The sequence below is a fragment of the Amaricoccus tamworthensis genome (genome assembly GCF_049800875.1).
In the GTDB taxonomy this organism is placed as follows: domain Bacteria; phylum Pseudomonadota; class Alphaproteobacteria; order Rhodobacterales; family Rhodobacteraceae; genus Amaricoccus; species Amaricoccus tamworthensis.
In genome coordinates this window covers 62,763-88,374 of record NZ_JBNAFV010000002.1, presented here as the reverse complement: position 1 = coordinate 88,374, position 25,612 = coordinate 62,763, and the positions used below count along the sequence as shown (strand labels likewise).

General features: G+C 58.9%; 30 protein-coding genes and 1 tRNA gene. 17 read left to right on the top strand and 14 right to left on the bottom strand.

Annotated features, from left to right (window positions below; all coding sequences use genetic code 11):
- Positions 1 to 126 precede the first annotated feature (126 nt).
- The 7 genes from sdhA to ACP15P_RS04785 all read right to left on the bottom strand — a co-directional run bounded on the left by sdhA (position 127) and on the right by ACP15P_RS04785 (position 5,638).
- Complete coding sequence (gene sdhA / locus ACP15P_RS04815; protein WP_424927378.1) at positions 127 to 1,935, bottom strand: succinate dehydrogenase flavoprotein subunit; 1,809 nt, start codon at positions 1,933 to 1,935, stop codon at positions 127 to 129.
- 16 nt (positions 1,936 to 1,951) lie between these two features.
- Positions 1,952 to 2,323, bottom strand: coding sequence for a succinate dehydrogenase, hydrophobic membrane anchor protein (gene sdhD, locus ACP15P_RS04810; protein WP_424927377.1), 372 nt, complete (start codon positions 2,321 to 2,323; stop codon positions 1,952 to 1,954).
- A 10-nt stretch (positions 2,324 to 2,333) separates the two neighbouring features.
- On the bottom strand, positions 2,334 to 2,717 hold the full coding sequence (gene sdhC, locus ACP15P_RS04805; RefSeq protein WP_424927376.1) for a succinate dehydrogenase, cytochrome b556 subunit: 384 nt from the start codon (positions 2,715 to 2,717) through the stop codon (positions 2,334 to 2,336).
- Positions 2,718 to 2,906: 189 nt separating this feature from the next.
- Positions 2,907 to 3,947, bottom strand: coding sequence for a MaoC family dehydratase (locus ACP15P_RS04800; RefSeq protein ID WP_424927375.1), 1,041 nt, complete (start codon positions 3,945 to 3,947; stop codon positions 2,907 to 2,909).
- The gene (locus ACP15P_RS04795) at positions 3,948 to 4,151 is read right to left on the bottom strand and encodes a DUF1737 domain-containing protein (protein ID WP_424927374.1); all 204 of its coding nucleotides are present in this window, start codon (positions 4,149 to 4,151) and stop codon (positions 3,948 to 3,950) included. It lies immediately after the preceding gene.
- A gap of 6 nt (positions 4,152 to 4,157) precedes the next feature.
- Complete coding sequence (locus ACP15P_RS04790; RefSeq protein WP_424927373.1) at positions 4,158 to 4,718, bottom strand: NnrU family protein; 561 nt, start codon at positions 4,716 to 4,718, stop codon at positions 4,158 to 4,160.
- Between the two features lie 29 nt (positions 4,719 to 4,747).
- A complete protein-coding gene (locus ACP15P_RS04785) occupies positions 4,748 to 5,638 on the bottom strand; it encodes an HpcH/HpaI aldolase/citrate lyase family protein (RefSeq protein ID WP_424927372.1) in 891 nt (296 codons plus the stop codon).
- A 295-nt stretch (positions 5,639 to 5,933) separates the two neighbouring features.
- Between ACP15P_RS04785 and ACP15P_RS04780 the strand changes: the two genes are divergently transcribed.
- Complete coding sequence (locus tag ACP15P_RS04780) at positions 5,934 to 6,260, top strand: hypothetical protein (RefSeq protein WP_424927371.1); 327 nt, start codon at positions 5,934 to 5,936, stop codon at positions 6,258 to 6,260.
- A 16-nt stretch (positions 6,261 to 6,276) separates the two neighbouring features.
- On the opposite strand, the gene ACP15P_RS04775 is transcribed toward ACP15P_RS04780, so the two are convergent.
- On the bottom strand, positions 6,277 to 7,029 hold the full coding sequence (locus ACP15P_RS04775) for a sulfite exporter TauE/SafE family protein (RefSeq protein ID WP_424927370.1): 753 nt from the start codon (positions 7,027 to 7,029) through the stop codon (positions 6,277 to 6,279).
- 94 nt (positions 7,030 to 7,123) lie between these two features.
- On the opposite strand from ACP15P_RS04775, the gene mdh reads away from it, so the two are divergent.
- The 8 genes from mdh (at position 7,124) to lpdA (ending at position 17,333) form a co-directional block, all read left to right on the top strand.
- Entirely contained in the window at positions 7,124 to 8,083 is a 960-nt protein-coding gene (gene mdh, locus ACP15P_RS04770; RefSeq protein WP_424927369.1) for a malate dehydrogenase, read from the top strand.
- Between the two features lie 392 nt (positions 8,084 to 8,475).
- Entirely contained in the window at positions 8,476 to 9,672 is a 1,197-nt protein-coding gene (gene sucC, locus ACP15P_RS04765) for an ADP-forming succinate--CoA ligase subunit beta (protein ID WP_424927368.1), read from the top strand.
- Between the two features lies 1 nt (position 9,673).
- On the top strand, positions 9,674 to 10,555 hold the full coding sequence (gene sucD / locus ACP15P_RS04760) for a succinate--CoA ligase subunit alpha (RefSeq protein WP_424927367.1): 882 nt from the start codon (positions 9,674 to 9,676) through the stop codon (positions 10,553 to 10,555).
- A 119-nt stretch (positions 10,556 to 10,674) separates the two neighbouring features.
- A complete protein-coding gene (locus ACP15P_RS04755) occupies positions 10,675 to 13,647 on the top strand; it encodes a 2-oxoglutarate dehydrogenase E1 component (RefSeq protein WP_424927366.1) in 2,973 nt (990 codons plus the stop codon).
- 2 nt (positions 13,648 to 13,649) lie between these two features.
- Positions 13,650 to 15,188, top strand: coding sequence for a 2-oxoglutarate dehydrogenase complex dihydrolipoyllysine-residue succinyltransferase (odhB, locus tag ACP15P_RS04750; RefSeq protein WP_424927365.1), 1,539 nt, complete (start codon positions 13,650 to 13,652; stop codon positions 15,186 to 15,188).
- A gap of 72 nt (positions 15,189 to 15,260) precedes the next feature.
- Positions 15,261 to 15,527, top strand: coding sequence for a hypothetical protein (locus ACP15P_RS04745; RefSeq protein ID WP_424927364.1), 267 nt, complete (start codon positions 15,261 to 15,263; stop codon positions 15,525 to 15,527).
- A 6-nt stretch (positions 15,528 to 15,533) separates the two neighbouring features.
- A complete protein-coding gene (locus ACP15P_RS04740; protein WP_424927363.1) occupies positions 15,534 to 15,932 on the top strand; it encodes an MAPEG family protein in 399 nt (132 codons plus the stop codon).
- A gap of 12 nt (positions 15,933 to 15,944) precedes the next feature.
- Positions 15,945 to 17,333, top strand: a complete 1,389-nt coding sequence (lpdA, locus tag ACP15P_RS04735) for a dihydrolipoyl dehydrogenase (protein WP_424927362.1) — start codon at positions 15,945 to 15,947, stop codon at positions 17,331 to 17,333.
- 30 nt (positions 17,334 to 17,363) lie between these two features.
- On the opposite strand, the gene ACP15P_RS04730 is transcribed toward lpdA, so the two are convergent.
- Genes ACP15P_RS04730 through ACP15P_RS04720 form a run of 3 tightly spaced genes read right to left on the bottom strand, consistent with a single transcriptional unit; the run spans position 17,364 to position 20,019 of the window.
- Positions 17,364 to 18,029 carry a GntR family transcriptional regulator gene (locus ACP15P_RS04730; protein WP_424927361.1) on the bottom strand — a complete coding sequence of 222 codons (666 nt, stop codon included), beginning with the start codon at positions 18,027 to 18,029 and terminating at the stop codon, positions 17,364 to 17,366.
- A 14-nt stretch (positions 18,030 to 18,043) separates the two neighbouring features.
- Positions 18,044 to 18,715 carry a M48 family metallopeptidase gene (locus tag ACP15P_RS04725; RefSeq protein WP_424927360.1) on the bottom strand — a complete coding sequence of 224 codons (672 nt, stop codon included), beginning with the start codon at positions 18,713 to 18,715 and terminating at the stop codon, positions 18,044 to 18,046.
- Between the two features lie 26 nt (positions 18,716 to 18,741).
- Positions 18,742 to 20,019, bottom strand: a complete 1,278-nt coding sequence (locus ACP15P_RS04720) for a polyhydroxyalkanoate depolymerase (RefSeq protein WP_424927359.1) — start codon at positions 20,017 to 20,019, stop codon at positions 18,742 to 18,744.
- 196 nt (positions 20,020 to 20,215) lie between these two features.
- Between ACP15P_RS04720 and ACP15P_RS04715 the strand changes: the two genes are divergently transcribed.
- Complete coding sequence (locus ACP15P_RS04715) at positions 20,216 to 20,527, top strand: FYDLN acid domain-containing protein (RefSeq protein ID WP_424927358.1); 312 nt, start codon at positions 20,216 to 20,218, stop codon at positions 20,525 to 20,527.
- Positions 20,528 to 20,611: 84 nt separating this feature from the next.
- Positions 20,612 to 20,687, top strand: a tRNA-Ala gene (locus tag ACP15P_RS04710).
- A gap of 75 nt (positions 20,688 to 20,762) precedes the next feature.
- Here the strand turns inward: ACP15P_RS04710 and ACP15P_RS04705 are convergent.
- Together ACP15P_RS04705 and ACP15P_RS04700 are read right to left on the bottom strand one after the other, a co-directional pair.
- A complete protein-coding gene (locus tag ACP15P_RS04705; protein WP_424927357.1) occupies positions 20,763 to 21,461 on the bottom strand; it encodes a 5-formyltetrahydrofolate cyclo-ligase in 699 nt (232 codons plus the stop codon).
- A gap of 11 nt (positions 21,462 to 21,472) precedes the next feature.
- Positions 21,473 to 21,922, bottom strand: a complete 450-nt coding sequence (locus tag ACP15P_RS04700) for a group III truncated hemoglobin (protein ID WP_424927356.1) — start codon at positions 21,920 to 21,922, stop codon at positions 21,473 to 21,475.
- Positions 21,923 to 22,008: 86 nt separating this feature from the next.
- On the opposite strand from ACP15P_RS04700, the gene ACP15P_RS04695 reads away from it, so the two are divergent.
- Together ACP15P_RS04695 and ACP15P_RS04690 are read left to right on the top strand one after the other, a co-directional pair.
- Positions 22,009 to 22,428, top strand: a complete 420-nt coding sequence (locus tag ACP15P_RS04695; RefSeq protein ID WP_424927355.1) for an RrF2 family transcriptional regulator — start codon at positions 22,009 to 22,011, stop codon at positions 22,426 to 22,428.
- Positions 22,425 to 22,724, top strand: a complete 300-nt coding sequence (locus tag ACP15P_RS04690) for a DUF6522 family protein (protein WP_424927354.1) — start codon at positions 22,425 to 22,427, stop codon at positions 22,722 to 22,724. The genes ACP15P_RS04695 and ACP15P_RS04690 overlap by 4 nt, the downstream gene beginning before the upstream one ends.
- An 8-nt stretch (positions 22,725 to 22,732) precedes the next feature.
- Here the strand turns inward: ACP15P_RS04690 and ACP15P_RS04685 are convergent, their stop codons facing one another.
- A complete protein-coding gene (locus ACP15P_RS04685) occupies positions 22,733 to 23,479 on the bottom strand; it encodes a sulfite exporter TauE/SafE family protein (RefSeq protein ID WP_424927353.1) in 747 nt (248 codons plus the stop codon).
- 112 nt (positions 23,480 to 23,591) lie between these two features.
- Between ACP15P_RS04685 and ACP15P_RS04680 the strand changes: the two genes are divergently transcribed.
- The 4 genes from ACP15P_RS04680 to ACP15P_RS04665 are packed head-to-tail and all read left to right on the top strand — an operon-like array spanning position 23,592 to position 25,590.
- Positions 23,592 to 24,215 carry a TetR/AcrR family transcriptional regulator gene (locus tag ACP15P_RS04680; RefSeq protein ID WP_424927352.1) on the top strand — a complete coding sequence of 208 codons (624 nt, stop codon included), beginning with the start codon at positions 23,592 to 23,594 and terminating at the stop codon, positions 24,213 to 24,215.
- A 14-nt stretch (positions 24,216 to 24,229) separates the two neighbouring features.
- On the top strand, positions 24,230 to 24,652 hold the full coding sequence (locus ACP15P_RS04675) for a VOC family protein (RefSeq protein WP_424927351.1): 423 nt from the start codon (positions 24,230 to 24,232) through the stop codon (positions 24,650 to 24,652).
- 12 nt (positions 24,653 to 24,664) lie between these two features.
- Positions 24,665 to 25,159: a VOC family protein gene (locus tag ACP15P_RS04670; RefSeq protein WP_424927350.1), complete on the top strand. Its 495-nt coding sequence runs from the start codon at positions 24,665 to 24,667 to the stop codon at positions 25,157 to 25,159.
- 26 nt (positions 25,160 to 25,185) lie between these two features.
- The gene (locus tag ACP15P_RS04665) at positions 25,186 to 25,590 is read left to right on the top strand and encodes a DUF1428 domain-containing protein (protein WP_424927349.1); all 405 of its coding nucleotides are present in this window, start codon (positions 25,186 to 25,188) and stop codon (positions 25,588 to 25,590) included.
- The last annotated feature ends 22 nt before the right edge of the window (positions 25,591 to 25,612 follow it).

The window sequence follows — 25,612 nt, the reverse complement described above, 5'->3', positions numbered from 1 at the left end:
TTCAGTCCTCCTGTGTCCGGCTGCTCACCGCGGGCAGTGGAACCGGTCCGTCAATCTTGACCCGGACTATCGGGTCCAAACCTCCACCGGCCCCGTCAACCGGGACCGGGCAACATCATAAGCGGCTCAGTAAACGCGAGCCTTCGGAGCAATCTTCGCGAGATCAATCCCGCCTTCATCATGCGCGGTCAGCGGGTCAAGATGAACCGGACGGTACGACAGCGTCACCTCGTTGTCGTCACCGACCTCCGCCAGAGTGTGTTTCCGCCATTCGTTGTCGTCCCGATCCGGGAAGTCCTCGTGGGCATGTGCACCGCGACTCTCGTGACGAGCCTCGGCGCCAACAATCGTTGCCAGAGCATTTGGCATCAGGTTGGTCAGTTCCAGCGTCTCCATCAAATCGGAGTTCCAGATCATCGACCTGTCCGTGACTTTCAGATCCGACATCTTGGCCGCGACACCATCCATCAGTTCGCAACCTTCCTTGAGAACCTCGGAGGTACGGAACACGGCCGCGTTGGCCTGCATGGTCTTCTGCATTTCCAAACGCAGTTCAGCGGTCGGAACCGCCCCATCCGCATGACGCAACCCGTCAAAACGATCCAATGCCTTTTCAACCGATGCCTTGTTGACTTCCGGGTTCGGCGCTGCCGGATCCACGACTTTCGCGGCGCGGATGGCAGCGGCACGGCCAAATACCACAAGGTCAATCAGACTGTTTGAACCAAGACGGTTCGCTCCGTGTACACTCGCGCAGCCGGCCTCCCCGACGGCCATCAGGCCGGGGAAAATCCGATCAGGATCGTCCACCGTGGGTGCAAGAACCTCGCCCCAGTAATTCGTAGGGATGCCGCCCATATTGTAGTGAACGGTCGGCAGTACAGGGATCGGTTCCTTTGTCAGATCCACTCCGGCAAAAATCTTGGCACTTTCGGAAATACCCGGAAGACGCTCCGCAAGTGCCTCAGGTGGTAGGTGATCCAGATGCAGGAAGATATGATCCTTCTCCGCACCCACCCCACGGCCTTCGCGGATCTCGATCGTCATGCAACGCGATACCACGTCGCGGGAGGCCAGATCCTTGTAGGTCGGCGCGTAACGCTCCATGAAGCGCTCGCCCTCGGAGTTGGTCAAATAACCACCCTCACCGCGCGCACCTTCGGTAATCAGGCAGCCTGAGCCATAAATACCGGTCGGGTGGAACTGAACGAACTCCATGTCCTGCAGCGCCAGTCCCTGACGGGCAACCATGCCACCACCGTCTCCGGTACATGTATGCGCGGAGGTTGCGGAGAAATAGGCGCGGCCATATCCACCCGTTGCGAGGACAACCATCTTCGCATTGAACAGATGCAGCGTGCCGTCATCCAGTTTCCAGCAGAGCACACCCTGGCACCTGCCGTCCTCCGACATGATCAGATCAAGCGCAAAATACTCGATGTAAAACTCGGCATTGTGCTTCAGCGACTGACCATAGAGCGTGTGCAGAATGGCATGGCCCGTACGGTCTGCAGCGGCACAGGTCCGCTGTACCGGCGGCCCCTCACCAAACTCAGTGGTATGGCCACCAAACGGACGCTGGTAGATTTTGCCTTCTTCGGTCCGGGAGAAGGGCACCCCATAGTGCTCAAGTTCATAAACCGCCTTGGGCGCTTCGCGGGCGAGATATTCCATCGCATCCGTGTCACCCAGCCAGTCCGAACCCTTGACGGTGTCGTACATGTGCCACTGCCAGTGGTCGGGCCCCATGTTTTTCAGCGATGCGGCGATACCGCCCTGCGCGGCCACGGTATGGCTGCGCGTTGGAAAAACCTTGGTCACGCAGGCGGTCCGAAGACCCTGCTCGGCCATGCCGAGGGTCGCACGCAATCCTGCGCCACCGGCCCCCACGATCACGACGTCATAGTCATGCGTCTCGTATTCGTATGCTGCCACTGTGTTATTCCATTTCCTAAAGCGCAATTCTGGCGAGGGCGAAAAGGCCAATCGCAATCAGCGTGTAAGCAATGGCCGTCACGGCCATCAGTACGAGCTTCCCGGCCAGACCATGAATGTAGTCCTCAACGGCCTCCTGCACCTCAAACATGAAGTGCCGGATACCAACGATCAGCCCAAGACCGGTGACAATCGCCGGGAACGGCCGGCTAAAATAGGAGATCACCTCTTCCTGTGTTCCGCCCATGCCAAGGCCAAACGTGAAGATGAAGAGCGGCACCATAACCACCAGCGCCACCGAACTCGCCATCATCTGCCAGTGATGTTTTGTTCCGTCACGCCCGGACCCCATCCCCTGCGCACGCTTGCGATCAGTCAGAAAATTCATTGCCATCTTCCTACACCACCAAAGCGACAAGGATCGCCAGGACCGTTGCGCCACCGAACATGATCTTGGCCATTTTTTCGGATTTTTCCACGTCGAGGCAGTATCCGAAATCCCAAATCACATGCCGCAGTCGACCGAACATGTGGTAAATCAGCGCCCATGTCGCACCGAACAAAATCAGGTCGCCAAACCAGCTGCGCATCAAGCCGTCCATGAAACCGAAAGCTCCTTCCGACGATGATACGGAAAGGAGCCAGAAAACGATTAAAATCGACAGACAAAAAAGTGCGATCCCCGTGATACGCACCATGATCGACGACATGGAAGTAAGTTGTGGACGGTATATCGTGAGATGCGGTGAAAGCGGTCGGTTCCCGCGATTGACATCAGCCATGCTCAGTTCCCTATTTTCGCGTCGTGCCGGTACAGACCGGTCAAAACAGTGCGGCAACACGCGTTTAAAGAGCGTGAATGTTTCCCGGAATTTTCACCGCCGAACCGGTAACCTGTGAAGGTCATTCACCAAATCCCGCCGAATTGCAAGCTTGAACCGCAAATCCCACGGTCTGTTCATCCCCGCACGTCATACCGGCATGAACACCCAGTAGTCGAGATCAAGCAACACATGCGGAAGGTATCTACCGTTGTCTCCACGCAGCTCAAAACCGACGTCTTTCCGGCTGGTTGCAACTGTTCTTAAACGCAGCGCCCCAACATCAGGCACCGCGGTTTCCGACCGTTCCAGCACTTCCGACCACGCCCCTATGGTGGTGCCGGCAACGCATGGATTTGCGTGGGCGCCGGAATTGATCGCAGCAATAAACTGCGCGTTGGCAAGCCCGTTAAACGACAAAGCCCGCGCTATCGAGATCACATGCCCGCCGTACACGAGCCGCGATCCGTCATCCCGCACCGTTGTATCAAAATGTACCTTGGCCGTGTTCTGCCAAAGCCGGGTTGCCATCATATGCTCGGCGTCCTCGACGGTCACCGCGTCTACATGATCGATCCTTTCGCCCGGAGCATAATCGCCCCAACCATGTTTTTCTCCCGCCAGGGCATGGTCATACCCGGCAAAGCTCAACCCGTCCGGAACCACAAGTTTGTCCGCGGAAACGACATCGGGCAGATCAGGAACAACCGTGTCAGTTGCTGGCGCATCGACGTCCCGCTTGCGGACCATCACCCAGCGACAGTAGGTCAGGACCTCTTCGCCATGCTGGTTTCGGCCCGTCGTCCTTACATAAACAACACCGGATTTGCCGTTGGAGTTTTGCTTGAGCCCAATCACCTCACTGGATGAGGTCAGTGTGTCGCCCGGATAGACCCGGCGCAAAAACCGTCCATCCGCATAGCCCAGATTTGCCACCGCATTCAGGCTTATATCGGGAACGGTTTTTCCAAACACTACGTGGAACGCAATCAGGTCATCAACCGGACTTTTTTCAAAACCACAGGCCCGCGCGAATTCGTCCGAGGACGCCACCGCAAACCGACTGGGATAAAGAGACTGGTAGACCGCCCGATCACCTTCCGTGACAGTTCGTGGCACCGCATGCGCGATCACCTGACCGACGTAATAGTCCTCAAAAAAATACCCGGCAAAGGTCTTGGATTTCGTCACCTACAACTCCCCGAGTTTCATGGACGGATCATACTCGCCATCCACCTCCTTGACGACCGCCTGCCCGCAGCGCATGACCCCGGCCGCCGTATCAAATGCATAGGCCGGTCCGCCGTGAAGCGACCAGCCCAGTGACAGGGCTTTCGTCACCTTGTGGCAAAAAGCCGATGTGTCTTCCTCAGTGAGCAGTCGGTAAGCAAGCATCTCAATTTATCCCGGAAATGGTGACGGACCGACCAGCGCGTGAACGCCGGTAATAACAATAAACAGCACAACCGTAATCGCCGCGAGACGAATGTCGCCTTTCAGTGGTCCAGGTTCCGGCCGCGTCCACTCCGGTTCGGCACGGTTGATCATGACAATACTTGCCACACCCCAGGCACCAAGCCCGCCAAACAAAATGACCGAGGCCAGGTCACCGTTGACCATCAGATGTGCGACCGCCCAGACTATCACACCGACCAGCATCGGATGGCGCATCAGAGCCCGCGCCCGGCCCTTCGACTTGCCAGCCCCCATAAGAGCGACAGCAAACAACATCATCAGGTTATTAAGATGGACAGTCCAAAACGGTGTCGCATAGACATGGATGAAGTCCGAAGACCTATAACCGACGATCATCAAAACGAGTGAGACACCGATAACCGCGGCAACCACACCTTTGGAGCCGGCACCGAACCTTGTCTCCAGACCGGCACGAAACTCGGGCGCCAGCCGTTTAAGCCAGTGCGCAGCCACCCAGAGCAGCACACCCAGTACAAGCAACGCCATTCCGTCGTCTCCCCTCTCGTCGGGCTGGATCAGACGGCATCACTGCTCTCGGAGAGTCTGGCAATAGCATCGGCTTGACCCAACAGTTTTCTCGCGGTTTCCACATGGAGGTTTTCAACGATACGGCCATTGACGACGGCAACGCCCTCCCCGCGTGCTTCGGCTTCCTCATGGGCCTGAATCTGCTCCCGTGCAAGCGCAAGATCCTCTTCGCTCGGCGCAAACACCCTGTTTGTAATCTCAATCTGTGCCGGATGGATCAGCGTCTTGCCGTCAAAACCCATTTCCAGACCCTGAATGCAAACGACCTCCAGCCCTTCATCATCCTTGAAGGCGTTGTAAACACCATCGACACAAACCAGCCCTTCGGCTCTGGCTGCCAACAGACACAGTCCAAGCCCTGTCATCAGAGGCTGCCTGTCCGGTGTCTGCGCGGCACCAAGTTCCTTTGCAAGATCATTCGTCCCCATGACGAAGCCTTCAAGCAGGGGATCGGCGCCGGCAATTTCCAGAGCGTTTAACACCCCTCGGGGCGTTTCCATCATCGCCCAAATCCGCGTGTTTTCCGGCGCTCCGCTTGCGGCCATGATCCCGGCGACCTCGACAATCATCGCCGCCGTTTCAACTTTCGGGATCAGAATGGCGTCGGGACCGGCCGCACACATCGCGACAAGGTCCTCGCCACCCCACTCCGTATCCAAACCATTAATTCGGGTGAGCACCTTCCGCGGGCCGAAACCACCGGCCTTAACGGCCCTCGCGACCAGTTCGCGTGCCGCGGGCTTTTCCGAAGGCGTTACCGCGTCCTCAAGATCAAGGATCAGAGCATCGGCCGGAAGTGTCTTCGCTTTTTCCAGCACGCGCTCACGGGAACCAGGCAAATAAAGAACGGAGCGGTATGGAGATACGCCTTGTTCCACGGGGTGCCTTTCCTCGTTGCAATGCAGCATAATGCATAAGGGGCGGCCCAAAAAATTCAAGCCTGAAATTAGGTCCGTTGCGGTCCGATTAACGTGACCGCCCGCGTCATTAACCAATTATTCGCGAATCGCACCCATTTTTGAGGTCAGTCGGGATGGTTGCTCCAGGGGGAGGACGCACCCGGTAACAAGCAGGCACACAGGTAAGCCTGACCGTTCCGGCAAGAAGATCCGCAGCAGAAGCCGCGGTGTCCGGTGCCCCGGTTTCCGGCCCGCCAAGGATAAGGAACTGAAGATGAAAATCGCCTCCCCAATCGCAGCACTCGGCCTCGCGGCAGGCCTCGCCGTCGCAGCTCCCGTCACCGCCGTTAACGCCCAGGCCACCAACGCCTGCGCCGACCGCGAAATGGTTATTAAGCGTCTTGCCGACAAATACGGCGAAACCCTTCAGAGCCTCGGCCTCCACCAAAACAACGCCGTGCTTGAGGTTTATGCCTCCGACAAGTCCGGCAGCTGGACCATCCTGATTTCGCGCCCCAACGGCATGGCCTGCCTCGTGGCATCCGGCCAGATGTGGGAAGCCAAGGCTAACCCTCTGACCCCGACCGGCAACCCGGCCTAAGACCTTTCGCCCTGGCTCAGGTCAGGGCATCCAGGATCAGTTTTGCGCCTGTGATGGTCAGCAAAACATAGGTGATCCGGAAAAAGATGGTCTCGGGTATCATGTTATGCGCCCGAACCCCAATAAAGACCCCCACAAGAGCGGTCGGCACCAGCCACGGATATGTGGACAGTGCCCCCCTGTCGAGCATCCCCAGCCCGAGGTAAAAGGGGAACTTGATCAGGTTAATCCACCAGAACACGATTACAGTGGTAGCCTGATAGGCGGTTTTTCCCAGTTTCGATCCCATCAGATACGTGGTCGACGGCGGCCCACCGGCATGGCTGATGAAACTGGTCAGCCCCGAGACCGCCCCCCAGAAATACCCCCAGAACGGCGCGACAAATGTCTTGCCCGTATTCAGATGACCGCGTGACCGCGCCAACTGGTAGGCAACGAACCCAACCGCGACGAGTCCCACCATGAGGCGCAGACCATCCGCACTGATGTTTTTGAACACTAATGCGCCCAACACGACACCAGGAATTGCCCCCAGAGCGAGACGAAGTGCGTGTTCTTTGCTCCACTTTCCCCAGTATGATTTCAGGCTCGCCACATCCATCATCATAAGGAGCGGCAGCATCAGTCCCACGGCCTGAGCGGGCTCAAGAATCAAGGCCAGAAGAGGCGTTGCGGCAAAGGCCGCACCCGACCCGAACCCCCCTTTCGAAATTCCCGCAAACAGAACGGCAGGGATGGCCGCTGCCAAAAATATGGTGTCCACTACCATCGTCACTCCGGGGTTTTGCTGCTTTGCACCTTGATTAAGACCGCCCAAAGGGCTAGCCAACCGGCGATTACACCACAACGGGAGACCAGGCCAAATGGCAAGACCAAAGATCGCATTGATCGGTGCTGGACAGATCGGGGGCACTCTCGCCCATCTGGCAGCCCTCAAAGAACTTGGTGACGTAATCCTTTTCGACATCGCTGAAGGAACGCCACAGGGCAAGGCTCTCGACATCGCCGAAAGCTCCCCGGTTGACGGGTTCGACGCCAACCTCAAAGGCACCAATTCCTACGAGGACATTGCTGATGCGGATGTCTGCATCGTAACGGCCGGTGTCCCACGCAAGCCGGGCATGTCGCGCGATGACCTACTTGGCATCAACCTCAAAGTCATGAAATCCGTTGGTGAGGGTATCGCCGCCCACGCACCCAACGCGTTTGTCATCTGCATCACCAACCCGCTTGACGCGATGGTTTGGGCACTGCGCGAGTTCTCCGGCCTTCCCGCCAACAAGGTTTGCGGAATGGCGGGCATTCTGGACAGCGCCCGCTTCCGGCACTTCCTGGCCGAGGAATTCAACGTATCGGTCAAGGACGTCACCGCATTCGTTCTCGGCGGTCACGGCGACACCATGGTTCCGCTGCCCAACTATTCCACCGTCGCAGGCATTCCCCTGCCCGACCTCGTGGAAATGGGCTGGACCACCCAGGAAAAACTCGACGCCATCATCCAGCGTACCCGTGACGGCGGTGCCGAGATTGTTTCGCTCCTGAAAACCGGATCGGCTTTTTACGCGCCAGCAGCCAGCGCCATCGAGATGGCTGAAGCCTACCTCAAGGATCAGAAGCGCGTTCTTCCCTGTGCAGCCCATCTTGGCGGCGAATATGGCCTGAACGACATCTATGTGGGCGTCCCGACCGTCATCGGCGCCGGCGGCATTGAGCGTGTGATCGAAATCAAGCTGAACAAAGAGTCCAAGGCAGCCTTCAACAAATCCGTTGAATCCGTCCAGGGACTGATCGCAGCCTGTAAGGGTATCGACGAGAACCTCTAGGCTCCGTTTACCAGATCATCGAACACCAAAGCCCGGGAAAATCCCCGGGCTTTTTTTGTGCCGAATACCCCGGGAAACTCAATCGACCCTCGGACAGCGCCGCTATTAACCGAACAGCAAACAAATCGCTCGGGACCGTTGACATCAAAATACATTTGAAATTGCGAATCCCGGCTCTCCTGATTCTCCCCGTTTTTCTGGACAAATTTGCGCAAAATTGCAGGCACTCAGGTTTTGTGATCACAAAAAAAATAGTGTGATCACAAAATCAGAAATATTCCCACGAATGCTGGAAATCCCGGGAATTTCGTTTGCAACCCGGAAAGCATGCTCATAACGATTGAGCAATGTCAAAGCGCATGGTGAACTAGAACCCCGGAGGGACGGCGGAAATGAACATTCATGAATACCAGGCGAAAAAGCTCCTGAAGGAATACGGCGCGCCTGTTTCCGATGGACGGGTCGTACTGCGCTCGGAAGAAGCCAAATCCGCAGCAGGCGAACTGGACGGTCCGATCTGGGTCGTTAAAGCCCAGATTCACGCCGGTGGACGCGGTAAAGGTAAATTTAAGGAAGCGGAAGCCGGTGAAAAGGGCGGTGTCCGCATTGCAAAATCCGCCTCGGAAGCCGCCGAGGAAGCCCAGAAAATGCTCGGTCGCACTCTGGTCACACACCAGTCCGGAGAAGCAGGCAAGACCGTAAACCGCATCTACCTCGAAGATGGCGCCGAAATTGAGCGTGAACTCTACCTCGCCCTGCTGATCGACCGCAACACCAGCCGCGTCGCATTCGTCTGCTCCACCGAGGGCGGAATGGATATCGAGGAAGTCGCCGCAAGCACTCCCGAAAAGGTCCTGACCTTCACAGTTGACCCGGCATCGGGAATCTCCGGATTTCACGGTCGCCGTGTGGCATTCGCTCTCGGCCTGCAGGGCAAGCAGATCAAACAGTGTGTTGACCTGATCTTCCGGCTCTACAAACTCTTCACCGAACGTGACTGCGAGATGCTGGAGATCAACCCGCTGATCGTGACCAAATCCGGAAACCTGAAATGCCTCGACGCAAAAATGGGTTTTGACGGCAACGCCATGTACCGCCAGCCGGAAATTGCCGCGCTCCGGGACGAGACCGAAGAAGACCCCAAGGAACTTGCGGCCTCCAAGCATGACCTGAACTACATCGCGCTCGACGGCGAAATCGGCTGCATGGTCAACGGCGCCGGCCTCGCAATGGCCACAATGGACATCATCAAACTCTACGGTTCCGAACCGGCCAACTTCCTCGATGTGGGCGGCGGCGCAACCAAGGAAAAGGTGACCGAGGCCTTCAAGATCATCACCTCGGATCCCAACGTTAAAGGCATCCTTGTAAACATTTTCGGCGGCATCATGCGCTGCGACGTCATCGCGGAAGGCGTTATCGCTGCCGTGAAAGAGATGGGGCTTGAGGTGCCACTCGTGGTCCGGCTTGAGGGCACGAACGTGGAACTCGGCAAGAAAATCATCAACGAATCCGGTCTTTCCGTGATTGCCGCCGATGACCTCGGCGACGCCGCCCAGAAGATCGTAGCTGCCGTGAAAGGCGAATAATATGGCCATTCTCGTAGACGAAAACACCAAGGTAATCTGCCAGGGCCTCACCGGCTCACAGGGCACGTTCCATTCAGAACAGGCGATCGCCTATGGCACCCAGATGGTCGGCGGCGTAACACCCGGCAAGGGTGGCTCCGAGCACATCGGCCTGCCAATTTTTAACACTGTTGCCGAAGCCCGCGAGACCACCGGCGCGAATGCATCCGCCATCTACGTGCCCCCGCCCTTCGCTGCCGACGCAATCCTCGAAGCGATTGATGCCGAAATTCCGCTGATCGTCTGCATTACTGAAGGCATCCCGGTACTCGACATGATGCGGGTGAAGCGCGCCCTTCAGGGATCCTCCTCGATTCTGATCGGACCCAACTGCCCAGGCGTCATTACGCCTGACGCCTGTAAAATCGGCATCATGCCCGGCCACATCCACAAACGTGGCTCTGTTGGCGTCGTATCCCGCTCCGGCACCCTGACTTACGAAGCAGTTGGCCAGACAACGGCTGCAGGCCTCGGCCAGTCAAGCTGCGTCGGGATCGGCGGAGACCCGATCAAGGGCACCGAGCATATCGACGTGCTCGAGTGGTTCCTCGCCGACGATGAAACCGAATCCATCATCATGATCGGTGAAATCGGCGGTTCCGCGGAAGAAGAGGCAGCCCAGTTCCTTAAGGACGAAGCGAAAAAGGGCCGTTCCAAACCCTGTGCCGGCTTCATCGCCGGACGTACCGCACCTCCGGGCCGTCGCATGGGCCATGCCGGTGCGATCGTTGCGGGCGGCAAGGGCGGCGCTGACGACAAGATCGAAGCCATGAAATCCGCAGGCATCGTCGTCGCGGACAGCCCGGCCGGTTTAGGTGAGGCCGTTCTCAAAGCCATCGGCTGAGGCGCTTCCATGAAAACATCCCATGCGGTCTGATCATCTGCATGGGACCCACACACCAGGTTCCGGTGTTGCAAAGAGGAACCACAACCAAAGGGAGCGGGCATTCCCCGTCAGACGCCATGACCGAGCAATCTCAAAACACGGTCTTTCATTCTTCCTCGTTCCTGCAGGGCCATAACGCCGATTTCATCGAGCAGTTGCACGCCCGTTATTCCCAGGATCCCGAAAGCGTGGATGAAAGCTGGAAATCCTATTTTGCGGGGCTCGATGACGCGCCGGTGGACGTGACCACCGCAGCCCAGGGTCCGAGTTGGGCGAGAAACGACTGGCCCCCTGCTCCCAACGATGAACTGACGGCCGCCCTTGACGGCCAATGGGGTCCCGAGCCGGAAAAGGCCGTGGCCAAAAAAGTCAGGGACAAGGCGACTGAAAAAGGCGTTGAACTGACCGACCACCAGGTCCGTCAGGCCGTTCTCGATTCCGTGCGCGCCCTCATGGTTATCCGTGCCTACCGAATTCGCGGTCACCTGGCCGCCGACCTTGATCCGCTTGGCCTGACCGAGGATGTGGATCATCCCGAACTCGACCCTGCATCCTACGGCTTCACTCCAGCCGACATGGACCGTCAGATTTTCCTCGACAACGTGCTCGGGCTTCAGACGGCCAGCATGCGTCAGATCCTGGCCCTCGTAAAACGCACCTATTGCGGCACCTTTGCGCTGCAGTACATGCACATCTCCAGCCCGGAGGAATCCTCCTGGCTTAAGGAACGCATTGAGGGTCTTGGCAAGGAAATCGCCTTCACCCAGCGTGGACGCCGCGCGATCCTGAATAAACTGGTCGAGGCCGAAGGCTTCGAGAAATTCCTTCAGGTCAAATACACCGGCACCAAACGTTTCGGTCTGGACGGTGGTGAAAGCCTCATCCCCGCCATGGAGCAGATCATCAAACGTGGTGGCGCCCTCGGTGTTGAGGAAATTGTCATCGGCATGCCGCACCGCGGCCGCCTGAGCGTGCTCGCCAACGTGATGGCCAAACCCTACAAGGCCATCTTCAACGAATTCCAGGGCGGCAGCTTCAAACCCGATGAGGTTGAGGGCTCCGGCGACGTGAAATATCACCTCGGCGCATCGTCCGACCGTGAATTCGACGGAAACAATGTCCACCTGTCCCTAACTGCCAACCCAAGCCACCTGGAGGCGGTGAACCCTGTCGTTCTCGGCAAGGTCCGTGCCAAACAGGAGCAGAAAAACGATTCCGACCGCACCAAGGTGCTTCCCATCCTTCTGCATGGTGACGCCGCATTTGCCGGACAGGGCGTGGTCGCGGAATGCTTCGGCCTCTCCGGCCTGAAGGGGCACAAAACCGGTGGGACCATCCACCTGGTCGTCAACAACCAGATCGGTTTCACGACCAGCCCGCACAACTCGCGGTCCTCCCCCTACCCAACCGACATCGCGCTGATGGTTGAGGCCCCGATTTTCCACGTCAACGGCGATGACCCGGAAGCGGTTGTGCACGCAGCCCGTGTGGCAATCGAATTCCGGCAGAAGTTCCACAAGGACGTTGTCATCGACATGTTCTGCTACCGCCGGTTTGGGCACAACGAGGGCGACGAGCCCATGTTCACCCAGCCGCAGATGTACAAGTCGATTAAGGCGCACAAAACGACACTTCAGCTCTACACCGAACGGCTGATCGCGGACGGGCTGATCCCCGAAGGCGAAATTGAGGATATGAAAACCGCCTTCCAGGCCTTTCTCAACGAGGAGTTCGAGGCCGGGAAAAGCTATCGTCCCAACAAGGCCGACTGGCTCGACGGGCGCTGGTCCGGTATGGCCGCCAAGGACGGTGACTACCAGCGTGGCAAAACCGCGTCCTCGATGGAGACACTGAAAGAGGTAGGCCAGGCCCTGACCCGCCTGCCCGACTCGCTGACCCCCCACCGTACCGTTCAGCGCATGCTCGACGCCAAAGAGAAGATGATTTCTTCCGGCACCGGCATTGACTGGGCAACGGCCGAGGCACTGGCATTCGGAACACTTTTGACTGAAGGCTACCCGGTCCGCCTCTCCGGACAGGACTGTACGCGCGGTACTTTCAGCCACCGTCACTCCGGCATCATCGACCAGGAAACCGAGGAACGCTACTACCCGCTCAACCATATCAAGTCCGGCCAGGCACAGTATGAGGTCGTGGATTCCATGCTCTCGGAATATGCCGTGCTTGGCTACGAGTATGGCTACACACTGGCGGAGCCCAACGCACTGACCCTCTGGGAAGCCCAGTTCGGCGATTTCGTCAACGGCGCGCAGATCATGATCGACCAGTTCATTTCCTCCGGTGAGAGCAAATGGCTGCGCATGTCGGGTCTCGTCATGCTCCTGCCCCATGGTTACGAGGGTCAGGGACCGGAACATTCGTCGGCCCGTCCGGAACGGTTCCTCCAACTCTGTGCCGGCGACAACTGGATCGTGGCCAACTGCACGACCCCGGCGAACTACTTCCACATCCTGCGCCGGCAAATGCACCGCAGTTTCCGTAAACCGCTTGTTCTGATGACGCCAAAGTCCCTTCTGCGCCACAAACAGGCCGTTTCGCGGCTTGAGGATTTCGGTCCCGGCTCCAGTTTCCACCGCGTTCTATGGGACGATGCCGAAACCGGGGAGGATACCGGCCTGTCGGAAACAAAGCTCGTTTCCGACGACCGGATCAAGCGCGTCGTCATGTGTTCCGGCAAGGTCTACTACGACCTTCTGGCGGAACGCGACTCACGCGGCATCGACGACATCTATCTGATGCGTCTGGAACAGTTCTATCCATTCCCGGCCCTGTCCCTGACGAAGGAACTTGGCCGTTTTACCGGAGCCGACGTCGTTTGGTGTCAGGAAGAGCCGAAAAACCAGGGCTACTGGACGTTTGTTGAACCCAATATCGAATGGGTACTGGAGCGCATTGGCGCGCGACACACCCGCCCCGTCTTCGTAGGCCGTCCGGCCGCCGCCTCCCCGGCAACCGGACTTGCCAGCCAGCACAAAGCGCAGCAGGAAGCCCTCATCGATGAGGCCCTTACCGTGAAAGAGGACCAGTAAAGATGGCAGAAATCCGCGTACCCACTCTGGGTGAAAGCGTCACCGAAGCAACCATCGCCACATGGTTCAAGAAAGTCGGTGACACCGTAGCCATAGACGAGATGGTCTGCGAACTGGAAACCGACAAGGTCACGGTCGAGGTTCCCGCAACCTCCGCCGGGGTACTCTCTGAAATCGTCGCCAAGGAAGGTGAGACCGTCGGCGTCGACGCCCTGCTTGCCAATATCGACGAAAACGCCGAAGGCAAATCCGCAACATCTTCCAGCGACGCCGCCGGCCCGCAGGAAGTGAAAGAAGAGCCGGAAGCTTCCGATGACGGCGGAGATGCGGACGGAAATCCGGTCGACATCCCCGTGCCGTCCCTGGGAGAGAGCGTTAGCGAAGCCACCGTTGGCAGCTGGATGAAAAACGTCGGCGATGAGGTCTCCCAGGATGAGATCCTCTGCGAACTCGAAACCGACAAGGTGTCCGTCGAGGTTCCCGCCCCGGCATCCGGCGTTCTGTCTTCCATCTCGGCTGAGGCCGGAACCACGGTTGAGGCCGGTGGTGTGCTTGGTGTCATCGCATCCGGAGCAAAAGGCGGCAAACCAACCGCCAGCGCCCCGGCATCGGACGAGAAACCTGCCTCTCCGGAACCGTCCAGCGGTAAAAAAGACGTGGAAAACGCGCCGTCGGCCAACCGTATTCTGGCCGAAAAAGGCATTTCCGCCGACGAGGTCACCGGTTCGGGTCGCGACGGTCGTGTCATGAAAGAGGACGCGCTTGCGGCGAAGAAATCGTCCGAGTCCTCCGCATCCTCCTCCGCGCCAATCCCCCGTGGCCCGGTTGCCGCCGAGGACGCCAACCGCGAGGAACGGGTCAAAATGACCCGCCTGCGCCAGACCATCGCGCGCCGCCTGAAGGAAGCCCAGAACACGGCCGCCATGCTGACCACCTACAACGAGGTGGACATGACGGCGACCATGGAAATCCGCAAGGAATACAAGGACCTTTTTGAGAAGAAACACGGCGTGAAACTGGGTTTCATGTCCTTCTTCACCAAGGCCTGCTGCCACGCGCTCAAGGAAGTTCCGGACGTCAATGCCGAGATCGACGGCACCGATGTGGTCTACAAAAACTTCGTCCACATGGGTGTTGCCGTAGGTACGCCCACCGGTCTTGTGGTTCCGGTCATTCGCGATGCCGACCAGATGAGCTTCGCAGCCATCGAGAAGAAAATCGCGGAGCTCGGCACCCGTGCCCGCGATGGAAAACTTTCGATGGCCGACATGCAGGGCGGCACCTTCACCATCTCCAACGGTGGCGTCTACGGCTCGCTGATGTCCTCGCCCATTCTCAACCCGCCGCAGTCCGGCATCCTCGGCATGCACAAAATTCAACAGCGCCCGATGGTTGTGAATGGTGAGATCGTCATTCGTCCGATGATGTACCTCGCCCTCAGCTACGATCACCGCATCGTCGATGGCAAAGGCGCGGTAACGTTCCTCGTTCGGGTCAAGGAAGCCCTTGAGGATCCACGTCGCCTTCTGATGGACCTGTAAGGTCAGACAAAAAACGACCCGTTCCGGCCGCACGGCCGGGACGGCGCACCAAAACGGAGGAGCGACACGGCCATGCTGCAACTGCTGATCCGAAACACCGTCACGGACCCCGCCAAATGGAAAGAAGTCTACGACGCCCATTCCGAGGACCGCTCAAACGCGGGCCTGGGCCAACTTCAAATCTGGAACGACGTCTCTGACGCCAACACGATCTGGGGCCTTTACTCCGTATCTGACCAGTCGCGCGCCCAGGAACATCTCGACGACGCCAAGACCAAAATGGTCGACGACCGCGCTGGTGTCCAAAGCAGCGAATACCATTTTCTGAAAACCGCCTGACGTCAGATGACACCGGAACTCACGGCCCTCGCCCTCGCCGGGCTTCTACAGGCCATCCAATTTGTATTGATGGCCGTGCCAGCGAATATCGCGCTGGGACCGGAACGCACACTTGGCCCCCGCGACGGAAAATCGCTTGCCGAGGATCTGCCGGTGATGGCCGGACGACTGAACCGGGCGCTTTCCAACCATTTCGAGGCTCTGATCCTTTTCACGATTGGCGTGGTCGTGGTCACCCTCTCCCAACAAGCCAGTGGATTTACCGCGACCTGCGCCTGGGTATACCTTGCCGCACGTATTGCCTATGTTCCCGCATACGCATTTGGACTGATGCCGTGGCGGTCCTGTATCTGGCTGGCCGGTTTTCTCGCGACGGTCGCAATGATCATCGCGGCTCTAATCTGAAAGGACTAACTGATGGCAGACTATGACGTAATCGTAATCGGTGGCGGCCCTGGCGGCTATGTCTGCGGCATCCGCTGCGCGCAGCTCGGCTTGAAAACCGCATGCGTTGAGGGCCGCGAGACCCTGGGCGGCACCTGCCTGAACGTGGGCTGTATTCCGTCAAAGGCCATGCTGCACGCCTCCGAACTCTACCATGAGTCCACCACCCATTTTGAGACCATGGGCCTGATGGGCAACGCGCCTTCGGTCGATCTGTCGAAGATGGTCGAATACAAACAGTCGACAGTGGAGAGCAACACCAGCGGCATCGAATTCCTTTTCAAAAAGAATAAGGTCGACTGGATCAAGGGCTGGGGCAAGGTCACCGGCGAAGGCCAGGTCACGGTTGGCGACGACGTGCATAAGGCGAAGAACATCGTCATCGCAACGGGTTCGGAGCCGTCCACTCTGCCTGGCGTTGAGATCGACGAGGAAACCGTGGTTAGTTCCACCGGCGCTCTCGTTCTGAAAGAAATTCCCAAGAAACTGGCCGTCATTGGCGCCGGCGTCATCGGCCTTGAGCTTGGCTCGGTTTATGCCCGCCTCGGCTCGGAAGTAACCGTCATCGAATTCCTCGACCACATCACGCCAGGTATGGACGCTGAGGTCTCCAAAAACTTCCAGCGTCTGCTAAAAAAGCAGGGCCTGAATTTCATCCTGAACTCCGCTGTCCAGTCCGTAGAAACCGCAGACGGCGGTGCGAAGGTCACCTACAAATCCCGCAAAGATGATTCCGAGTCTACGCTCGACGCTGACATCGTTCTGGTCGCCACCGGTCGCAAACCCTACACCAAAGGTCTTGGCCTCGAGGACGCGGGTGTCACCGTGACTGATCGCGGAATGGTGGAAATTGACGCCATGTGGCGCACAAATGTCCCGCACATCTACGCCATCGGCGACGTCGTCAAAGGCCCGATGCTGGCGCACAAGGCTGAGGACGAGGGCATGGCCGTCGCGGAAACCATCGCCGGCAAGCATGGCCACGTAAACTACAATGTGATCCCCGGGGTGATCTACACGGCCCCCGAGGTCGCAAATGTTGGCAAAACCGAGGAACAGCTCAAGGAAGAGGGCCGCAAATACACCGTCGGCAAATTCCCCTTCATGGGCAACGCCCGCGCAAAAGCGCATTTCATGGGCGACGGCTTCGTCAAAATGCTGGCGGACGCGGAAACCGACCGCATCCTCGGCGTTCACATCATCGGCCCAGGCGCTGGCGACATCATCCATGAAATCTGCGTTGCGATGGAATTTGGCGCAGCGGCTGAGGACATTGCCCGCACCTGCCACGCTCACCCGACCTTCTCCGAAGCGGTCCGCGAAGCGGCACTGGCCTGCGGGGACGGCGCCATCCACGCCTGACAACGTCCGGGCTGAGCCCCCTTGGGGGGCTCAGCTCATCAGCATTCGCAAACCCTGCGTCACATCCATCCGGATCGCGAGCCGAAGCCCCGGTTCATCCCCCGCCCTGAGCGCGGCAATGATCTTCCGGTGGTTCTGGCTTGCCTCCTTCCGCTGCAACCGCTCATAGAGCATCCGCATGGTCGGCCCCGACTGCAGCCATACCGTCTCGGTCAGACCGAGCATCGCCGGCGCGTGCGCCCGAAGGTACAGCGTCCGGTGAAACTCCAGATTGGTACGGACATAGCCTTCGGCGTCCCCTTTGACGATCATCTCGTCGATGATCGAATTGATTGCAAGCATCCGTTCCGTCAGCGCGTTATGCGCCCGCGGCATCGCCCGTGAGGCCAATTCGGGCTCCAACAACGCACGCAGCTCCGCCAGTTCCTCAATACGCGCATTTGTCAGTTCAGGCGTCGAAACACGCCCCGATGACGAAAACTGAAACGCGCCTTCCGCCACCAGTCTGCGTACCGCATCCCGCGCCGGTGCCGTGCTGACACCGAAATCCCGCGCAATACCGCGCAATGTAAGGCTTTGCCCCGGACGGATCGCCCCATGCATGACCCGTGTCCGCAACTGGCGATACACCACCTCATGGGAGGGGGGCTTTTTCTCAGGTTTTTTAGGGCGTTCCAAAACGGCCAGTGTCGACACGGTCCCAACCTCGTTCAGGCGGCGGTGAATTCCCAGCGGTGCAACTGCCCGCCGTTCTTTCGTAGCCAGTCCCGCGGCCCCTGGCAATCCGGCTCAAGCCTGTGGACCAGATCCCAAAACCGGCGTGAATGGTTCATTTCGACGAGATGGGCGACCTCATGGGCCGCGACGTAATCAAGCACGTCCGGAGGGGCCATGATCAGACGCCAGGAATACATCAGTTTCCCGTTGGAACTGCACGACCCCCAGCGCGACCGCGTGTCCCGCAAGGTAATCGCGTTGACCTTGCGATTGACCTGCGTGGCATAAAACCGGGATCTTTCAAGCAAACGGTCCCGTGCGGCCTCTTTGAGGAAAGCCATGGCGCGGTGACCCGCACGCTCCACCGGCCCGTGAACCCGCAACTCACCATCGGCGAGTTCCGTGCGCCGGGCCTTCGCGGAAACAACCCGCACGTCCTCGCCCGCATAGGGCAGCACGGTGCCTATCCCCACAGGAACACGACCGCCCCTCTTCGCGACACGCTCACGCAGCCAGTCCTCGTTCGCCAGGAGAAAAGCACGGGCATGCCCCATCGACATGCCCCGCGGCACCGTCAATACCGGTTCATCACCGGCGGTCGGTACTCTTAAAATAAACCGTTTCGCACGGTCATTCCGCCGCCATCGAACGGTAATCGCAGGCATCCCAATACTGATCGCCTGCGACAAGATCAGCTCACCGCCTTAAGGCGTACGACCTCATCAACCTCTTTGCGGTTTGCCTTAATGAAGTCGCGGATCTGCGGATAAATGTTTTTCCGGAACCGCGAACCGTTGAACACGCCGTAGTGACCCACACCTTCGGCAACGTAGTGCTTGCGAAGCCCATCAGGCAGATTGACGGCCAGCGTCTGCGCCGCCTCCGTCTGACCGAGGCCAGTAATATCGTCCTTCTCCCCCTCGATCGTCATAATTGCCACGTCGTCAATGGCCGACGGGTCGACATGGGTATCGCGGTACATGTACTGACCTTCGGCCAGCAGACGTTTCTGGAAAACGCGCTCAATGGTCTGGAGATAGAACTCCGCCGTCAGATCCATCACGGCCATGTATTCATCATAGAACCGCTGATGGGCCTCGGTGCTGTCACCATCGCCCTTCACAAGATTCTCAAACTGCGTGACATGGGCATCCATATGCCGGTCAATGTTCATCGCAAGAAAGCTCGAAAGCTGGAGGAAACCCGGATAGACCCGCCGCATGAAGCCCTGATTGGGCCAGGGTACCCGCGTCACAACATTGTTTTCAAACCAACTGAGCGGCTTGCCCGTCGCCAACTCATTCGGCTGTTTCGGATTTTTCGCCGTATCAATGGGTGAGCCCATCAGAATAATCGACGATGGCCGCCCCGGATCCCTGTTCATCGACATCAGGCTCGTTGCGACCATAGCGGGAATCCCCGGCTGGCACACGGCGACCATTGTCACACGCTCGCCTGTCTCCGACAAAGCCTCCAGCATTTCCATCAGGTAGTCGGTATAGTCGTCGAGATCGAAACTTCCCTCAACCACCGGCACGTCGCGCGCGTCGACCCAGTCGGTAATGTAGACGTCATGATCCGGCAGCATCGCCTCAACCGTTCCGCGAAGCAGAGTGGCGTAGTGCCCGGACATCGGCGCGACCATCAGCACGCGCGGATCGTTCCGACGCTCAACCGTTCGCGAATCGCGTCGGAAATGCAACAGGTTACAGAACGGCTTTGACCAGACGATCTCCTCGCGGACCGGAACATCCGTCCGCCCGATCCTGACCGAACTGATGTCAAACTCCGGTTTGCCGTACCGCCGCGTGGCGTTGATGAACATCTCAAGCGCCGCGGACATGGCCCGCGACCCGTAATACTGCGAGAATGGATTGAGCGGATTGGATATCACCTCCCGCCCCATGCGCGCGGCCGTTCGCATCGGCGAAATTGCGGCATGCGTCATTTCATAGGCGTGGTACAGCATCCGGAATGGTCCCTACATCTTTATATCTTTGGCCCCGAAACTAATGTTTTTCCGCACTGCGACAAGTTGTTTCGTACGTTTTCCTGCGGATTTGTGACAGTTTGCCTAATCATTCGTTGCCAAATCCAAAGCCTTTGACAATCCAGCAAAGGCATGGCATCGGGGCGCATTCGAAAAGATGGATATGAGGTTTTCAATGCCCAAGGAAGAATGGGGCGTAAAACGGGTCTGCCCTTCATGCGCCACCAGGTTCTATGACCTGAACAATGATCCGATGACATGCCCCAGCTGTCAGGCATCGTTCACGGTTGAAAGCCTGTCCGCATCCAAACCAAAGGCACTGCGGCCCGAGAAGGAAAAAACTCCGGAAGAACCGGAAGTCGATGATATGCCCGATATCGAATCCGATGACGACGATATCGATGATGATCTGCTCGACGACGATGACGATACCGTGCCGCTGGAAACGATTGCGGACGTGGGATCCGACGACGACGACGACTCGTAACGAAAACTTTGCAAACCTCTCATTTTGGGCTTGATCTGTCCGGGGCACACCCCTAAGAACAGGCCCGAATTTGAGAGTTCAAACGGGGCCATAGCTCAGCTGGGAGAGCGCTTGCATGGCATGCAAGAGGTCAGGGGTTCGATCCCCCTTGGCTCCACCAATACCCGAAATAGCGACTCATATTTTTCGGGCTTTCAGGTCCGTAACCTGACCGCTAGAGTCGTTACTCCCGCGTTCAGCGACCTTCCCGCCTCCCCCTGATACCTGCTTCAGTCACGGTCAAATCCAGCCGAACATCATGCGGCTGGGGATAAATCGTGCCGAGTCGCGCCGCATCAAATCCTACACCGATCAAAAACGGTTTCGGGTCGAGTGCTGCGAGCGTCCGGTCGAAATACCCCCCACCATAGCCGAGACGGTAGCACTCCTCGGTCCACCCCACCAGCGGCGCCAGAGAGATGTCCGGCACAACAATCGGCGCATCCGGCGGCGGCACCGGAATATTCCAGTCACCCCGCACCATTCGCAATTCCGGCTTCCAGCGCCGAAACACCAGAGGTGCCGCCTTCGTTTCCACAACCGGCAACGCCACGGTCACACCCGCGTCGTGCAATTCCTCCAGCATCGGCCGAAGGTCCGGCTCGCCCTTAATGGGCCAGTAGCCGGAGAACACGCACCCCCGCATGTCGCCAAAGCGCTCCCGCAAAACCGTAAGCAAATGGCCGCGCAGCGCGAGCCCCGCTCTTTTGCGATCCCCCACACTCATCCCCGCCCGCAGGCGCCGCAGCCTCGCGCGCTCGGCCTTACGCCAACGCGCAACATCCCCGGCCTGCTGCGCATCCACGGCCAAAGGATCAAAATAGTCGGGCGCAATTTCGCCGGCATAACAGGGCGGCGACGCAAACCCGCCCCGGCAATCCCCGTCTCCCGCCATAAGACCTCCCCTTACATCAGTGATGGAACCCGTCCCGGTCTGGAATCCTCCACCGCCATACGCAGCGACCGGGCAATCCGTTCCGCGCGTTCGATCACATGCTCCGCTCCCGCAGGCGTACAGACCTCCCGCGCCGTCAAACGGAAGAGCGCCAGCCAGCGATCAAAATGCTCCGCCCCAACCGGGAGGCCGATATGCATGGGAACCGGGCGACCGTGATACCGGCCTGACATCAGCGCAACCGATGACCAAAACGCCGCCATCCGCTCCAGATGCGGCCCCCAGTCGCTGATCCGTTCGGCAAAAATCGGGCCCAGCAGATCATCCTCACGCACCCGCCCGTAAAACCGCTGAACCAGCGTTTCCAATACGTTCTCATCCAGGCCGGTCCGCTGAATCAGATCCGCAGTCAGGTCCGGACGGGCCGATGCCGGCGCGACCCGAATTTCAGTCGAAGCCATGAGACAAAGCTCCATCAAGGTTGCAATTTTACCTCGCAGGTCTAATAGGTATTGTAAATACTTATTCAAAGGACGCCACCCAAACCATGCGCCTGACGACCTTCACGGATTACGGACTTCGTATGCTGATGCGGCTTGCCAGCAACCCGGATCGTGGATTTTCCACAGCGGAACTTGCCGAAGAGTTTAACCTCTCGCGCAATCACCTCGCGAAGATCGTGCAGCGTCTTGCCCGCGCCGGTCTCGTCGAGACCCGCCGGGGCGGTGGTGGTGGCGCGACCCTTGCACGGCGCGCGGATCATATCCGTCTGGGTGACGTCATCGCTCTGCTTGACGAGGGACAACCGCTTGTTGAATGTTTCGCTCCGGATGGCGGAGACTGCACCATCGATGGCCGCTGCCGCCTCAAGGCCCGCCTCCGCTCCGCCGAAAACGCCTTTATGGCCGATCTGAACCGCTCAACCCTCGCCGATATCGCCCTGCCAAAACTGGAGCCCGCCGCATGACGGACAGAAAGCCCGACAGTGAAAAACCGGCACCGGTAGAGGTCGATGCCAAAATCATAGCCGACGCGTTCTCCCTTGATGCCGCAACCGTCCAGAACCTGATGCGCGCCGGCGAAATCACGTCACTCTGCGAACGCGGAGAAGGAGAGGATACCGGCCGAATGCGCCTGACTTTCTGGTACGGCGACCGCGCCCTTCGCCTGATCATGACTGACGCGGGCGCGCTCATCTCCCAAACCCGGTTTCCGGTCCCCGGACGCACCAAAGCCAAACAGCAAACCGCGACACGCCCCTGACAGGCTGTTCAGCGCAGGAAGAAAATCACCGCCATCACCAGTCCGACGCCCACAATAAACGCGCGCAGAACCGCGGTGTTGTCAATCCTGCGCGCAACCGCCGCCCCGGCATACCCCCCGATCGCACAGGACAGACCGAGCACAATCAACGCGCTCCAGTCGATCAGCCCTGCCAGCGAATAGGCTACAACCGAGACCAGGGACAGAACAGCCGAGATCAGGTTTTTCAGCCCGTTCATACGGTGCAGGTTGGTCATGCCGATGATGCCAAATACCGCCAGCAGCATGATGCCCAGCCCGCCGTTGAAATAGCCGCCGTAAACGGACACCGCGAAAACCAGAGCCAAAGCCGACGCCTCCGACACGCTGCGTCCCGACCGCGCCATGAACCGAATAAACGCCGGACCGGCAGCAAACGCCCCGGTTGCGATCAGTAACAGCCACGGGACAACCCCGGAAAACACGGCCTCCGGTGTCACGAGCAGCAGGAACGCCCCCGCCAGGCCACCGATGACCGATGTCAGTATGATACGCCAAAGCGTCGGACGACCACCGGTCTCGATCTCGGTCCGGTAAGCCCAGGCACTGCTGACATATCCCGGCATGGCCGCGAAAGTCGCCGTTGCGTTCGCCATAATTGGCGGCACACCGGCCCAGACCAGTGCCGGAAACGCAAGGAACGTACCGCCCCCCGCGACCGCGTTGAGGGCACCGGCCGCGAGCCCGGCCAGAACAAGTATCACAGTCGTCAGCATCTTTGCCCCTCCATCTCTCGGCACACCCTTTGCACGATCCTGAAAGCCCCGCAAATCCGACAATCAAACAGCAGGCTTGACTCACATACCAACCGGTCGGTATTTTACCTCCATGCCAAGACCCACGAAACTGACGCCGGAGCACGGCGATGCCCGTACCAGACTTCTTCAATCCGCCCGCGACCTCATACGCAGCCAGGGGTACGCCGCCACCAGCGTCGGCGACCTGTGCAGGGCGGCCGGAGTGACCAAGGGTGCGTTCTTTCACCATTTTGAGAACAAGGAGGCCCTGGGCGTCGCCGCCGCAGCCTACTGGGCGGAAACCACATCTGAACTCTTCGCCAACGCGCCCTATCACCGGCAAGACGACCCACTGAACCGGTTCCTCGCCTATATCGACTTCCGCAAACAGATCATCGACGGCGATCTCGCGAGGTTCACCTGCCTCGTCGGCACCATGACCCAGGAAATCTACGGCTCCCACCCGGCGATCCGCGACGCCTGCGCCGCCAGCATCTTTGGCCACGCCGCCACACTCGAACCCGACATCGAGGCCGCCATCGCCTCACGCGGGATCACCCCGGACTGGTCCGCGGAAAGCCTCGCCATCCACACCCAGGCCGTGCTTCAGGGTGCCTTCATCCTGGCCAAAGCAACCGGCAACACGGAAACCGCAAAGGACAGCGTCGACCACCTCAAACGCTATGTCGAACTGTTGTTCAAAACCAACCACTGACATGGAGAGAAACAATGCAGCCGACCATCTATCTATTTTTCAAAGGTAACTGTCTCGAGGCCATGACCCGCTATGCGGAGGTTCTCGGCGGCGAGATTGAAGGTGTGTTCCGCAACGCTGACGCGCCCGATCCCGAAAGCCGAATGCCCGGCGGCGACGACATGGTCTTGAACATGTCAATGCGTCTCGGCGGCTCCACCATCATGGCGTCCGACAATACCGAGCAGATGTATGACAAACCCAAGGGTTTCCGCATTTCCATCCCCGCACCGTCCCGCGCGGAATTCGACCGCATTTTCAACGCCCTCGCGGACGGCGCACAGGCCGTCGAAATGGAACCTGACGAAACATTCTGGGCCGAGCGCTTCGCAATGTTTACCGACAGGTTTGGCACGCCCTGGATACTCAATTTCGAAGGCAACCGGGCACAGGGATGAGGAGCCAAAACCATGGACAAACTCGTAACCTGCATGTGGTTCGACCACGGCGAAGCAAGGAAAGCAGCGGAGTTCTACGCCACAACCTTCCCTGATACCCGCATTGACCGCATCAATTCCGCAGCCAGCGACTATCCCGGTGGCCACAAAGGCGACGAACTGACAGTCGAGTTTACCCTTCTCGGCCGTCCCTTCCTGGGCCTGAACGGCGGCCCGGTCTTCACGCCCAACCAGGCTGTCAGCCTTATGGTTCTGACATCAGATCAGGAGGAAACCGACCGTTACTGGCACGCAATCGTCGACAATGGCGGTCAGGAAAGCGCCTGCGGCTGGTGCAGCGACCGCTGGGGTTTTCACTGGCAGATCACCCCAAAACGCCTGCTCGAGCTTAACGCCCATCCCGATCCCGGCGTGGCGAAACGATCCTTCGAGGCCATGATGACTATGCACAAAATCGACATCGCAGCCCTGGAGGCTGCGGCCATTCCACCGGACACGACCGCCTGAACCGAACCAAACCAACGGAGGAGAACATGTCCTATATCGACGGCTTCATCATCGCGGTTCCGACCGCCAACAAATCCAAATTCATCTCCCATGCCGAACACGCGGATGGCGTCTTTACCGATCTCGGCGCAACCCGCGTCATCGAATGCTGGGGCGACGACGTGCCGGAGGGAAAAACCACGGATTTCCGACGGGCGGTCGCCGCAAAAGACGACGAGTCCGTTGTTTTCTCCTGGGTGGAATGGCCCGACAAAGCTACCCGAGACGCTGCCATGAAAACCATGACCGGGTGGATGGAAAACCCGGAAACCGCGGACCCGCGGATGGATCAGGAGAAAAACCCGATGCCTTTTGACGGGCCCCGATTGATCTTCGGCGGCTTTACGCCGGTTGTGGAGATCACCGCAAAAACCCCGGAACCCGCCGAATAACAAGTAGCGGTGCCCCCGGCCA